The organism is Pontibacterium sp., assembly GCF_964228735.1.
Taxonomy (GTDB): domain Bacteria; phylum Pseudomonadota; class Gammaproteobacteria; order Pseudomonadales; family Balneatricaceae; genus Pontibacterium.
Map to the genome: position 1 here is coordinate 41,244 of NZ_CAXRBQ010000106.1, position 13,724 is coordinate 54,967.

The 13,724-nt window shown below is 51.7% G+C and carries 11 protein-coding genes and 1 riboswitch; of the genes, 5 read left to right on the plus strand and 6 right to left on the minus strand.

Annotation, left to right across the window (positions count from 1 at the left end; translation table 11 throughout):
- The first annotated feature begins 2 nt into the window (after positions 1-2).
- A complete protein-coding gene (locus ACEQ15_RS12090) occupies positions 3-1,454 on the plus strand; it encodes a nickel-dependent hydrogenase large subunit (RefSeq protein WP_370279445.1) in 1,452 nt (483 codons plus the stop codon).
- Positions 1,455-1,512: 58 nt separating this feature from the next.
- Here ACEQ15_RS12090 and ACEQ15_RS12095 read toward each other — a convergent pair whose 3' ends face one another.
- Positions 1,513-1,767 (minus strand): zinc ribbon domain-containing protein, encoded by a 255-nt coding sequence (locus ACEQ15_RS12095; protein WP_370279446.1) that lies wholly within the window; start codon positions 1,765-1,767, stop codon positions 1,513-1,515.
- 510 nt (positions 1,768-2,277) lie between these two features.
- Between ACEQ15_RS12095 and ACEQ15_RS12100 the strand changes: the two genes are divergently transcribed.
- Positions 2,278-4,338, plus strand: a complete 2,061-nt coding sequence (locus ACEQ15_RS12100) for a TonB-dependent receptor plug domain-containing protein (RefSeq protein ID WP_370279447.1) — start codon at positions 2,278-2,280, stop codon at positions 4,336-4,338.
- Between the two features lie 57 nt (positions 4,339-4,395).
- Here ACEQ15_RS12100 and ACEQ15_RS12105 read toward each other — a convergent pair whose 3' ends face one another.
- Positions 4,396-4,707: a hypothetical protein gene (locus ACEQ15_RS12105; protein ID WP_370279448.1), complete on the minus strand. Its 312-nt coding sequence runs from the start codon at positions 4,705-4,707 to the stop codon at positions 4,396-4,398.
- A 39-nt stretch (positions 4,708-4,746) separates the two neighbouring features.
- Positions 4,747-4,853, minus strand: a riboswitch (SAM-I-IV-variant riboswitch).
- 63 nt (positions 4,854-4,916) lie between these two features.
- On the opposite strand from ACEQ15_RS12105, the gene ACEQ15_RS12110 reads away from it, so the two are divergent.
- On the plus strand, positions 4,917-5,750 hold the full coding sequence (locus ACEQ15_RS12110; protein WP_370279449.1) for an AraC family transcriptional regulator: 834 nt from the start codon (positions 4,917-4,919) through the stop codon (positions 5,748-5,750).
- Between the two features lie 54 nt (positions 5,751-5,804).
- Positions 5,805-6,440 carry a LysE family translocator gene (locus ACEQ15_RS12115; RefSeq protein WP_370279450.1) on the plus strand — a complete coding sequence of 212 codons (636 nt, stop codon included), beginning with the start codon at positions 5,805-5,807 and terminating at the stop codon, positions 6,438-6,440.
- Positions 6,441-6,451: 11 nt separating this feature from the next.
- Here ACEQ15_RS12115 and ACEQ15_RS12120 read toward each other — a convergent pair whose 3' ends face one another.
- From ACEQ15_RS12120 to ACEQ15_RS12135, 4 genes are all read right to left on the minus strand, one after another.
- A complete protein-coding gene (locus ACEQ15_RS12120) occupies positions 6,452-6,994 on the minus strand; it encodes a hypothetical protein (protein WP_370279451.1) in 543 nt (180 codons plus the stop codon).
- A gap of 6 nt (positions 6,995-7,000) precedes the next feature.
- Positions 7,001-8,068: a cache domain-containing protein gene (locus ACEQ15_RS12125; protein ID WP_370279452.1), complete on the minus strand. Its 1,068-nt coding sequence runs from the start codon at positions 8,066-8,068 to the stop codon at positions 7,001-7,003.
- 358 nt (positions 8,069-8,426) lie between these two features.
- A complete protein-coding gene (locus ACEQ15_RS12130) occupies positions 8,427-9,941 on the minus strand; it encodes a diguanylate cyclase domain-containing protein (protein WP_370279453.1) in 1,515 nt (504 codons plus the stop codon).
- A 208-nt stretch (positions 9,942-10,149) separates the two neighbouring features.
- Positions 10,150-11,616 carry an HD-GYP domain-containing protein gene (locus ACEQ15_RS12135; RefSeq protein WP_370279454.1) on the minus strand — a complete coding sequence of 489 codons (1,467 nt, stop codon included), beginning with the start codon at positions 11,614-11,616 and terminating at the stop codon, positions 10,150-10,152.
- Positions 11,617-11,869: 253 nt separating this feature from the next.
- Between ACEQ15_RS12135 and ACEQ15_RS12140 the strand changes: the two genes are divergently transcribed.
- Positions 11,870-13,489, plus strand: coding sequence for a diguanylate cyclase (locus ACEQ15_RS12140; protein WP_370279455.1), 1,620 nt, complete (start codon positions 11,870-11,872; stop codon positions 13,487-13,489).
- Positions 13,490-13,724 lie beyond the last annotated feature (235 nt).

Here is a 13,724-nt window from a genome sequence, read left to right on the forward strand (position 1 = left end):
GTATGAGTCGTATTTTGGTTGGTCCCTTCAACCGTGTGGAAGGGGACCTGGAAGTCTCACTGGATATCGACGGTAACCAGGTGCGCAGTGCGCGGGTGAATTCACCCCTGTACCGTGGTTTCGAGCAGATCATGCTCGGTCACGATCCGATGGATGCGCTGGTTTATACACCACGTATCTGCGGAATCTGCTCGGTCAGCCAGTCCGTTGCCTGCGCCCAGGCGCTTGCCAACTTGATGCAGCTGGAGATGCCGGCGAACGGCCAGCACTGTACCAATCTGGTCCTCGCCAACGAGAATATGACCGACCTGCTCACCCACTTCTATCTGTTCTTTATGCCGGACTTTGCCCGCCCGGTGTATGCCGGTGAAGACTGGTTTGAAAAAGTGGAACAGCGCTTTAAAGCCACCAAGGGTGATGCCAGCCGTGTCATGCTGCCTGCCCGTGCTGAGTTCCTGCACCTGATGGGGCTGCTGGCGGGTAAGTGGCCACACACTCTCAGTTTGCAGCCCGGTGGCACGACCAAGCCGGTTGAACCGCAGGAGCGCATCCGCCTACTGACTATCACCGCGGCCTTCCGGCGTTTTCTGGAAACGGAGCTGTTTGGTGATGATCTGAATGTGATCGCCAGCCTGAAATCCGTGGCTGAGCTGGAACAATGGCGTCAGCAAAAGCCTTGGTACAGCAGTGACTTCCGCACCTTTCTGCACCTGAACGAATCGCTGGAACTGCATAACCTGGGGCGAGCTACTGACCAGTTCCTCAGTTATGGGACCTATCCTCAGGGGGAGCAGAGAGTCTTTAAATCCGGCATCTACGTAGGAGGTGAACACTTACCCCTCAACAGTGCGGACATCTCTGAAGACGTATCCCATACCTGGATGGAAAACGGCGACCAGCCCCGTCATCCTTCCCAGGGAAAAACCATCCCGTCCCTGGAAAACGAAGAAGGCTACAGCTGGTGTAAGTCGCCTCGTCTGAATCACCAGGTAGTCGAAGTCGGTGCTTTGGCCCGTCAACTTATCAACGGCCACCCACTGGCACAGGATCTCGTTACGCAACAGGGCGGTAACGTTCACAGCCGTATCGTTGCACGCCTGCTGGAGCTGGCGATCATCATTCCTCAGATGCAGGAGTGGGTAAAAGCGATCGATCCAAAAGCACCGTTCTGCAATCACACAGAACTGCCTAACAGTGGCTCATCCTTCGGCATGATTGAAGCAGCGCGGGGTTCGCTTGGTCACTGGCTGGAAGTAAAGAAAGGCAAGATCCACAACTACCAGATCATCGCCCCAACCACCTGGAATTTTTCACCAAGGGATCAGCAAGCAGTGCCGGGAGCTTTGGAACAAGCGTTGGAAGGTACACCGGTTAGGGAAGGGGAGAGTGAACCGGTTGCGGTTCAGCACGTGGTGCGGTCATTTGATCCGTGCATGGCCTGTACAGTTCACTGATCGAAAGCTGACAGTTGGAAACGTGCCGTCGATCAGAAAGTAAAGGGTAGGAGTGGGATTAGATCCCACAGCCTCCACCTGAACAACCGCCACCTGTCATGCATGGTGGGAGGTTCTGGCTCTTCAGGGGATTGCTTTTCACCACGCCACCGGTTGTCAGCAGTTTAGTGATTGGGGAATCCGGTGGTGTATCACCAGGCTCCATCCCGGTTACGTCGCACAGGTCCTGCCAATTGGACAGCTTAAGCGCCATCGGATGGCGAGCTTCGTAGATGTTACCTGTCAGTTCGCAACGGTAATCGTAAGTTGGCATTTGTTTCTCCAGATGTCTTTCGTCCCTGATTGTGGGGCTACCACGCGTAGCGGCTGATTATACACGGGAATCTGCTTTGTAGCAGATTTCTATGAATGATTCTGATTCTTATTAATCCAGCCGTTACTTGCCATAATCTTTTCGTAGGTGATTCCGCTTGGGTTAGCGCTGTATGCCTCCTTTCGCAAACGGGCTGTGTGGCCGTATGTAGAGGGTGTTACATTTTGTTTGAATTTCAACTTTGGCTTAGGCTGATTAAGCAGAGGTTTTAGCGTATTATCAACGCCTTGCATTGTGCCTTGTAATCAGCAACTTAGACCTGCTGTTTGTTGTAGTTTTTGGTGCGCGAAGCCGTTTAAACGTACTTGTATTCTTGTTTGAACTTTCAATACTAAACGGAGTGGAAGTCTGTACGTAAATAGCGTTTAACCCGTGTTGGCTGTTAAAGATGTTATGAATTTTCCCTTTTTGATACTCGCTTCAATACTGATTCTCGCCTCACGGAGTGTCGTGGCAGAGGTGTCTCCTGTGGATGAGGTGGATTATTCATTGGAAGAGGCTTATTTCTCCACCATCGCATCTGGCCATCTGGAAGCTGTGCGCAAAGCGCCTGGTGTTATCAGTGTTATCTCTTCCTCTGATATGGAAGCGATGGGTGCGACCCATCTGGATGAGGTATTGGAAGCAGTATCCGGTTTGCACGTGGTGCGCTCTGATCTCAACCGTCTGGAACCGGTTTACAGTATTCGGGGCATCCACAGTGGTTTTTCTGCACAGGTCCTGGTTTTGTTTAACGGTATGGAACTGAAGAACCCATTTAATGGCGGCCTTCCTTCCGCCTTTCGGTTGCCCCTGAATGCCATTGAACGTATCGAAGTGATCAAAGGTGCAAGCTCTGCGTTGTATGGTGCAGATGCTTACTCGGGTGTGATCAACATTGTGCCTAAAAGGGTAAGGGATTATGCACCTGCGATTGCTCAGATGCGTTTAGGCAGTTTTGATAGCCGGGATTTCACTGTGCAGTATCAACATCAGGATGCGCTGGGGGCAGGCTACTTTTTCTCACTGGAGCACCAGGAGAGTGGAGGCGATCCTTCTCGTACACTTTCACAGGATCTGCAAACCCTGAATGATCTGGCGTATGGAACCAGTGCCTCATTGGCGCCGGGTGAGCTGAATACGAACTATTCAGTGACCAACATGATGCTGAATGTGGAAAATGATACCTGGAGCTGGAACAACTGGTACTGGAGTAATCTGGATGCAGGCACCGGGCAGGGGGTTGCCCGTGCATTGGATAAAGACGGATTTGTAGACTCCACGTCGTTTATCTCCCATCTGCAGTATCGCAGTATTGTCGATCATGGTTTGTCGGTAGAGAGCAATCTGAAATATCACTTTTCTGATGCCGACAGTCTGTTCAAACTGTTTCCTGACAACAGCCGTCTGCCTATCGGCAGTGATGGTAATCCCTTCACGGCTCCGGGTAATTTGGTGACATTCACCAATGGTGTAATAGGATCGCCAGCCTATAAAGCACATAAGGGCTACTTTGATACCAGTTTTCAGTTTATTGGATTGGAGAACCATATAGTTCGGGTTCAGTTGGGCGGACAATATGTTGCTCTGCGCACCGGTGAACGCAAAAACTACGGGCCAGGTGTTTTGGACGGCAGTGAGACTGTGGTGGATGGATCTTTGACCGACGTAAGCGATCAGTCCGAGGTATTTCTGGCAGATCAGGAGCGTCACAATGTATTTGTTGCATTGCAGGATCAGTGGGATATTCAGGATTACTGGACGCTGACATTGGGCGGTCGGTTGGATCAATACTCTGACTTTGGTCGGGTCTTTAATCCAAGAATGGGATTGGTATGGGAGCCTGGTCACAACTTTACGGGCAAGCTGTTATACGGTGAGGCTTTCCGGGCGCCTTCATTTAGTGAGCTTTATCTAAAGAACAATCCGAGTGGTCTGGGTTCTGAAACCCTGAAGCCAGAACGTATAAAAACCTACGAGCTGGTCGCAGATTACCAGGCTGCGCCGTCGCTTAGGCTGATTAACACGCTTTACTTCTACAAAGCAGAAGACCTGATTGCCAACCGGTTGGTCGGCAGTGTTTTTCAGTTCCAGAATGCGGTGCAACAGGAAGGCTACGGTTTCGAAGTTGAGAGTCACTGGCGTGCCAACGATGCGCTGAACCTGAAAGCGCAGTACAGCTACCAACATAGTGAGAACAGCGATACGGGTGAGGCGGTGGCGGACGTGCCCAACCACACAGCCTATTTGGCGGTGGATTACCGCTTATCGGATCAGTGGCGGTTGCACCTGAACAACCACTGGATCGGCTCCAGCTTCAGGGCGTCAGGTGACAGCCGTGACAAACTGAGCGGTTATTCCTGGACCACGCTTAAGCTCACCAAAGCGTTTGAGCCTGAAGGTTTGAGTGTTGCCTTGATCGTTAAAAACCTGCTGGATGAAAACGCCCGCGCACCTGCCTCCTCCATTATTCCGAATGACTACCCACTGGAAGGGCGCAGTATTTGGGGTGAGCTGACCTATCATTTCTGATTCGTATTCCACAGGGGCTGAGTGTTTTGCCCCTGTGTGGTCTATCTGGCGACTCTATCAGCCATTCAGTTCAGAAATCTCGATGGCAGTGGCTTCAGCCAATAGCTGCTCGACCGTTTGTCCTTCTTGTGTGCGTTCCAGACAGGCAAAGCGGTTCTCGCCCTGGTTGGTGCGGTATTCCACATAGATAAACCAAACATCCTGCGGGTTTTGTTGCCTGTCTTTGCGTTTGCCGTCGGCTAGCCAGATCTTGAGTGGGCGCAGGCTTGCCTTATGGCTGCGGGTAAAGGTGCGTTGCCAGTGGTTATCGGTCACCGGTTCCAGGTTCAGTTCGGAATCGTGTGCAGAAAGAGTGTGTGCTTCAAACATGATGGGCTCCCATAGTGTTTATGAGAGCTGACGTGTGGGGCGTACCTGATTGGTTGTCGGTCGACCACATCGCTGTTTCACAGCAAACCACCTTGCCCAGGTTTGGCAGGTTGGCGAGGACGTCAGCCCTTCTCTTGATGTATAAGATGAAGACGTTACTCTACTTCGAGTGTGGTTGAATGGCAAGCGTGCAGAGGAAAGTCAGGGCGATGCAGATTAAAGAGATCGAACAGCAGTTTCTGCGAGTCGCGGATTTGCCGCAAGTAGAGTTGCGTTCAACCCGCTGCAGTACACAGGGTTACAAATCACATAGCCATGCAGAGTTTTCCATTGGCTACCTGCATTCAGGTAGCACCTGCCTGACCAGTGATGGAAGGGAGCAGCAGATCACGCAAGGTGATCTGGTAATCATTGAGCCGGGCAAAGTGCACGCCTGTAATCCGATCGACGGCGGATCTCGTGGTTACCATATGCTCTATATCGATGCGCTGTGGTGTCTGGAATGGTTATCTACCCTTTATGAAAAGTCGGTCTCTAAATTCTGTTGTGAGCAGACGGTTATTCGTGATCCAAAGGTGACCGAGCCGTTTCTGACGCTGGTGGATCTGCTGCAACGGGGTCATGTAAGTGAGGCTTCGGCAAAGCTGGATCATCTGGCTGTTGCGTTGCTGGCGCCTTATTGTGCACCGATAGATACTGCCGGCATATCAGATGAACGCGCGGTCAGAGTCAAACAGCAGCTGTTAAGTGAATTGAGCAATCCTCCGGCCTTGGAGCAGCTCGCTGAGGCCGAAGGTTGCACTCGGGAAGCATTGATCCGCTTGTTTAAACGTCATTACGGCATTACACCCATCGCTTTTGCAAACAATGCCCGCATCGAGCATGCCAAGTTATTGCTGCGGCAGGGTAGAGCCATTGTGGATGTCGCGCAGGACATTGGTTTTGCCGATCAGAGCCAGTTTCACCGTACCTTCGTGAACTACACCGCCTCCACCCCTCGCCAGTATCAGCAGGCAGGATCAATTTCCGACAATAACGGCTAATCTCTCAGGCGTAAGCTCCTCGTGGTTGATGTTATCCGTACGAAGGAGTTTGTGATGTCGCTGGAGTTATTGTTTCCTACCGCCTTTCCTGCGCTGGTTTTAGCGCACTTTATCGCGTTGTTGAGTCCGGGTCAGGACTTCTTTCTGATTACCGCTAACGCGATCCGTCATGGCTTGCGTGGCAGTCGATTTATCTGTGTTGGTGTCGCCCTGGGCAATGCGGTTTATATCGCCGTGGCGATTCTGGGTTGGACCGGTATCCGCGACAATCCTGTGATTTTTACCGTGATTGAATTTGCCGGAGCGCTTTATCTATTGTGGATAGGGCTGCAGCTGCTGCGCAGTAAACCTCAGGCAATGGCAGAAGGGCAGGGGGAAATTGAGGCCCCTGGAGTGCTGAAACAGCTGTTGCTTGGCTTCAATTCCGCCTTGCTCAATCCCAAGAATGCGCTGTTTTATATGAGCCTGATGGCGGTGATTTTGGGGTCGGATGTAACCCTGATACAGCAGGTCAGTTGTGGGATTTGGATGATGCTGGCAGTACTGCTGTGGGATCTGTTGGTCGCCCGCTTGATCGGTTTGTCGCGGATCAGAGAGGCGCTCAACCAGCGTATTCATCTGGTTGAGCGCGGAGCCGGAGCAGTGTTGGCCAGTTTGGGCGTTGGGATCTTCCTACAGACCAGCCGCTGACCAATACACAATTATCCCAGCTGTGCCTGAACCTCTTTTAGAAACTGGCGGGCTTCCTCTTCAGAGGGAATCTCTTCTGCCAGCTTGCTCAGGGCAGCATCCAGGTTGAGTGCTGATTTTAAGATGTCATCGCAGATGATGGGGGCGACCGGGCCGATGTACTCCGCCAGGCATGTCTCAATGACGCTACGTTGCTCATCTGAGCATTCGAACACCGGTGCCGGTACACAATCATCATCCTGACTAGCGGTTTGTGTTTTGATCTCCGCCAGGGTGTTCAGAATCTCTCCGGTGGGCGGTAGCGGGGTGCGCTGATCGGTGATCATGCCCTCCTGAAAATGATGACGGGCGTTGGCGATCTCACCCATAGCATCAAGTGCTTCAATGCCGTGCAGGTTGAAGTAGTAGATAAATACAATTTCGCCTTCGGTGAGGATCATATGCGCAGACCGGTTGCAGTCGGTGGAGATAAACAGGCTGCCCGTCGCCTCCTTGCGACAGAGCTGTCTGATCTCTTCTACAACCTGCGCAAACGGCAGATAGTTTCCGGACATCGTGGTTTACCTCTCGCGCAGGCGATCAATGGTGATCTGCAAACTGGTATCCATCCGCTTGATCGCTTTGGCCAGTGCGCCGATCTCATCTTTACGATCGGTGCCCTCGATTTCGGCGTCGGTCTGCCCGCGGCTGATCCCTTCTGCAATCCCGGTCAGGCGAGCAACCGGATTCAACACCAGATGCCCCATCATGATGTACAGCACCAACGAGGCGACAATGGCGCTGGCGATGGCACCGAGAATGGCGTTGCGGCTCAGGGTGTAGGCCTCGGCCATCACTTTCTCTTTCTCCAGAACAACGCCGATCATCCAGTTACTGCCAAACAGGCCTCGCAGACGGCGGTAGCTGGTCATTACCGTGGTGCCATCAAGCTCTAGCTCCTGCAGTTCAGAACTCAGGCGTGGCTGCTTGCCGGTAAACAGAGCGCTGATCGGTTTGCCGTTAAAGTGGGTGTCCGGATGGCTGATGATCTCGCCCTTGGAGTTCAGCAGGAAGGCGTATCCGGTACCGTTGAAGTTCAGTGTGTTTACGGCATCAGACACGGTCTTCAGGCTCAGGTCACCACCAAAGGCACCTTTAAATTCACGGCCATCGTAGATACTGGCAACGGCGGAGATAAGGATATCGTTGGTGGCGGAGTCGGCGTAAGGATCGGTCAGGATCGCCCGGTTATGGTTGCGGGCGCGGTCGTACCAGGGACGCACACGGGCGTCCCAGCCTTCGCCTGGGTTCCAGTCCGGGTTATTGGAGATTGGCTGGCCGTTATGATCCAGGCCGCCAAACATCAGGATGAATTCCTGCTCAAGCAGGGGGCGATCCATGGTGGTCTGGATCGCTTCTTCGCTGAAATCGTCGGAGATGGTTTGCGCCATCATATCGATGATTGCCAGTTTGCCGTTCAGCCAGTTGGTGATTTGGTGTGAGAGGGCAACCGTGGCTTCGTTAATGCGGTTTTCGGTACGTTCGTACAGGGCGTTTTGCACAGTGTGGTATTGGGTCCAGGCGAAAAGCGAGAACGCAAGGACGATCACGGCAGAGGTTGCCAGTGGTACTTTGTGTGAGATTTTCACGGTGGTATGCCTTTATCGGAAACCAGTCCGAGGTGTCGGTGGTTTCAGTTTTTATTTTTGTTTTCAGGCCGCTGTCTAATTAATTCAGGCCGCGTTTTTTCGGAGACTAAATTTAATTCTCTGAAAAGATATAGGGTGGGTATTACAGTCGGTGCGGGTATTTATCTGGTCCATTACTACATCCCAGTCAGTAATCAAATTAGCCAAAGTATTAACCGGTCGAACAGTTTGCCTAAAATATAAGCAGATATGTCGGCTCATTAGTGCCAATTTTTGATGCTGTATTGGGCCAGGTGAAAGGCTGTAAGATATTTCAGTATTAAAACTTTTTATCTTTGCAGTGGGATACTGGAGTGCTCTAAATCGTTTCAGTTATTACCTGTTTTGGTTTTTTTTCCGTCGCACTGTTCATTGCGTAACAATAAGATGTGCCGGACTGCTTGGCTCGATACATGGCCGCATCGGCTTCGGTAATGAGCTCTTCAGAACTGCTGCATGGATTTGGATAGACCGCAATTCCGATGCTGGCGCTTACGTTAATCCCCAGATCATTAATGACGACCGGTTTTTGGATCAGCTTCTGCAGGTGGGTAACGATTTTGCCAATGTCGGTTGCCCCGTTGACAGCAGGGGCGATTATCACAAATTCGTCTCCGCCATAACGCGCGATGGTGTCGGTAGAACGCATGCCATCTCTTAATCGTGCGGCCAGGGTGACCAGCAACTTGTCGCCGACCTCATGGCCATGGGTATCATTCACCGGTTTAAAGCCGTTCAGGTCAATAAAGAACAGAGCAAGTGGGGTACCGTTGCGGTCTGCATGGGCGACCTCCAGCTCCAGGCGGTCATAGAAGACTCGCCGGTTGACCAGGCCGGTCAAGGCATCGTGATTGGCAAGCTCTGCCAGCTGCCGCTCTTTGTCGCGGTGATGACTGATATCGATGACGGTCGTCAGATGCAGTACCTGGCCATCCAGCTGAAATTGTTTGTCATGCAGCTCTACGGCAAAGCGTTTTCCATCGGCTTGCAGACCAAACCAGCCACTTTCAGACAGTTTAAAGAGTGCCTGGCGGGTTAGTGACGTGATATCTGCATTTTCATAACCAAAGGTTTCTCGTGCCAGGGCATTCGCCATACGGATTCTGCCACGTCGGTCGCTGATCAACAGGCAGGAAGAGGTGTTGTCCAGTAGCTCGGAGAGGTGGCTGATTAGTTGTGACGAGGCGAGGCTGCTGTGGCGGAAGAGCTGGATTATATGAGCGAAGTTGAACAGCGCCAGTAGAAAAGTTAAAAGCTGCGCAATGCGCAGACGTTCGGTCTTTTCCCGGGACATCTCCTCGATGCGGGTTGTCAGACGGTTCATCAGCTTCAGTAGCGAGTTGTTTCGCGCCTCCAGCACCTGCTTCAGTGATTCAACCGTTGCCATAGAGTGGTCCCCCTGAATAAAGCGCCGAGCGAGCGGGATCAGGGGAGAAAGTTCCAGCTCTGTAATCGACAGTATCTCTGCAAGCTGTAAGTCGTGACGTACAGAGAATCTGACCACTTCTCCACGGCTGTCTATGACATCGCCACCATGATTAAAGCTATCCAAGGTTGAGGAGAACAGCAGAAATACGCTGGTGAACTCTTGGCTGTATCGCTTAAATTCATCTGTGCCAGGCTGCGTGTGGTGTAGTTGCAGAGCGGACTTGGTCAGCTGCTGCGACAACATACGTTGGCGACCGGCTATGTTGATCGCGAGGGCGTCCGACTCGACTTCCTGGGTGATCTTTACGTTGATACCCAGGATTGCAAAGTCCAGAACAAGGAAAATGCAGATCGCGATAAACAGCGAACGGCGGTTATTGGGCTGGTGGGAGCTGAACAGACTCATCCTGATACCGGGGTAGTGGTTCTACGACATTCCTTCGACGCGATAAACCTAGCCCCGGACTACAAATTTTTCCATGGTTGTGGGCTGAATCTGTTCATAAATTGACACCGCTCACACTTTGTTTGGATTTTGCCTTAGTGGGTTGATACCCCTCCCGTAAATACAGCTCCTTTCCGTTACTACGTACTTCCAAATCTGTTTAATTATTTTATGCCGCAGCCGATTCCTGGTCGACATAAGTGGCGGCGATATCGATAAAGGTTTGTTCCAACGCCAGGAAAGCATCAACCACCATGGGGTCAAAGTGGCTACCACGACCCTCAACGATAATGTCGCGGGCTTTTTCGTGTGGGAAGGCCGGTTTGTAGACACGCTTTGAGGTCAGCGCGTCATAGACATCTGCCAGCGCCATCAGGCGACCAGAGATCGGAATTTCTTCACCCTTGAGCCCCTTTGGATAGCCACGGCCATCCCACTTTTCATGATGGGTCAGGCTGATCTCCCGGGCGATCTGCAGGAAGGAGTTGCTGCCCAATTGTTCTTCTGCAACCGCCAGTGCATCGGCACCGATCTGGGCATGGCCTTTCATGATCTCGAACTCTTCGTCGGTGAGTTTGCCCGGCTTGAGCAGGATATTATCGGGGATACCCACCTTGCCCACATCGTGCAGCGGCGCGGACTTGTAGAGCAGGTCAATGGTCTCGGGATCCAGCTGATCGCGGTACTTGTCCTGTCTGGCTAACTCTTCAGCCAGTACGCGCACGTAGTTCTGGGTGCGCAGGATATGCCCGCCAGTCTCGTTGTCACGGGTTTCCGCCAGGCTCGCCAGGCCGAGAATACTGGCATCACGGGTGATGCTCAGCTCTTGCGTACGGGCTGCCAGGGCCTTGATCATCTGATTGGTGTGCACCGCCATCAGACCAAATTCGTCATTACTGGTCACCGGTACCTGTATGTCCAGTTCACCGTTGCTGACACGGGCGAGGGTGGCGTTTTCGGCGCCTATGAATAGCTTCAGATTGCGGGAGTAACCGACAATTATCGCCAGTATGTACACCATCATGGCGCCAATCACGAAGACGATCTCACCCAGGATGTAACGCTGAGAGGTTTGCAAAGGGATGCTGTCGCCGGTGTGGATCAGCCACTCCAAATCCTTGTTGATCACCAGGAATACCACGCCAATCACGGAGACGGCGCAGACCGCTGCAAACCATACGAATTTCTGGGTAAGTGGATAGGGATTGTCGTCCGGCTGTAGTTGTTCGTCAGATGCGGTGAGTTTTTGGGCCAGCAGATATTCGCGAAACAGGGCCAGTTCACAGGCGATCAGGAAGCCAAGTACGGACATCCCTACAATCACCTTACCGGCACTTTCCATCGGAAAGCCGTAGTTAAGCCAGTTATAAAGTCCGAGGCCGGCGCCAAAGGTTAGAAACAGCCCCAAGTCTATTTTGAACTGCTGTTTGACTTGCTGTTTGTAGGCGCGTTGTTCCAGCCCTGCTTCAAGCTTCATACGTATAGCCCATTGCACGCAGAATGCGATCAGTATGGGGACCAGAAGCTGTGCTGTGGTCAGTGAATCAAGAAAAGGGCATACCTGAACGCCATAAAGTGCGAACAGTAGCATTGCTGTCAAATAATGGAGCGTGGTGCGCTTGGTAATCGACTGCATGATGGCGGTTAATCCTCTGCGGTGTACTTCAGCCCTTATCCCAGGGAAACACAATTAAATTGCAGGTTCTAATCCTCTGAGCCCAGAAACAATTTATAGGTTCAAATTCCAAAAAGTAAAATTTGTTGTATTAAAGACAAATCACTTTCGTGGCTTTAATCATATAAAACGTTGTTACGGTGAACTGCGGTAGAACTCCTGATCAATATTGGCTATGTTCTTAGCACATGCCGCACCCTTGAGAAGTAATTGAATGACCATCGCATCAGTATTCTCTCAGTTAAATCAGGCCTATCTTCTTATTTCACTTTCTGACTGGTCACTGGTTGTCGTCAACGAAAGTGCATCTCGTATGCTTCGGCTGAATGCTGATACTCTTGAACAGGGTGCTTTATGGAATAAAACCCTTAAACCGTTGTTGCAGGAACGCGGACAGGAGGGTGATCTGGTATTTCACTGCGGTCAGTCATTATTTCAGGCGCGCTGTTCTCAAATCGAAACCGATAATGGCGCCTATCTTGCGGTCAGTGTGGTGCCTTTTCTGTCCACCTCTAGCCAGCAGCAGGATGTATTTGCCCTGCTGGATAATCTGGGTGCGTACGTGTACTGCAAGGATGTGAATTTCCGCTACACCTATGTCAATCAGCAGGTGTGCCAGCTTTTTGGTTATCCACTGGATGAGGTCATTGGCCACAGCGATGTGCGCTTCTTCGGAGAGGAGACCGCTCAGCGTCTGGTGGAGGAGAGCGACCGCTATGTAGTGGAAGAGGGGCAGGTGGTGGAGCGTGAGGAGGTGAACTATGTGCCGGAGTTTGATGAATACCGCCACTACATCACTGTGAAGAAGCCGCTGCACAACGAGTTGGGTGAGATTGTTGGTTTGTTTGGCATATCCACAGACATCACCGAGATGCGCCTTGCTGAAAAGAAGCTGCGCGATAGCGAGACCAAGCTCAGTACCATACTGGATAACGTTGGGGCTTACATTTACATCAAAGATGCCGAGCGCCGTTTCCGCTACATCAACAAAAAAACCGAGGAGTTGTTTGGTCGCGGTAGCGATGAAATCCTCGGTATGAACAATTATGAACTGCTGGGAGAGGTACAAGGGGAAGAATTTGATCGTACCGACCGCCTCGTTTTTGAAACCAAGCAACGTCTCACCTGCATTGAATCCTTTCATGCGGGGGAGGACACCTATTATTACTGGTCGGTAAAAATCCCACTGGCGAGCGCAAACGGTGAGATCGATCAGTACATCGGTATGTCGATGGATATCACCGAGCAGAAGCAACTCGAATATCAGGTACGCGAGGCTAATAAGGCACTTAACGACAAGATCGAAGAGATCAGCCAGCTCAAGGATAAATTGCACGAGCAGGCGGTTCGGGATGCCCTGACCGGGCTATACAACCGCCGTTATCTGGAAGACCGGGTCGAGGAGCTGTTTAGCGATCGCCGTCAGAGTCACTGCTCCCTGCTGATGATCGATGTGGACCACTTCAAGCAGGTTAACGATAAGTTGGGACACAAGAAGGGCGATCAGATACTGCAATTGTTGGCGAAGCTGTTGGAAGAGGAATGCCGTGCCGATGACCTTGTGTGTCGCTACGGCGGCGAAGAGTTTTTGATTGTGCTGCCCGGCAGCGACGCCCCAACTGCGTATCAGAAAGCCGAGTGGATTCGACAACGCTACGCGATGTTAGTTGGGGAAAGCTGTCCCGAGGTTGTTGGCAGTTCGATATCTGTGGGGGTAGCGGCAGCACCGATGCATGGTGCTGACTTTGCCGCGGTCTATCATTGTGCAGACAATGCGCTCTATCAGGCAAAAGCGTTGGGCAGGAACTGTTGCGTTATTGCCGCGGCATCATAAGGCCGCCTGAACTTGACGTAGCTCAAGAACGCTCTCCATATATCCCTGTGGTCGTGTGAGGCTTTGCTACACTGTAGGTTCTTTAATGATCGTTTGTGTATCAGATCGCATGTAAGATGTATCGGCTTTTCATGATTTGACCTGATCATTGTCAAGAAAAGCTGTCACGGCCCTTTTGTGCGTAGGCACGGATGTGCATGCTTAGGGCAATAATAAAAACGAGCGTTATCGTCAT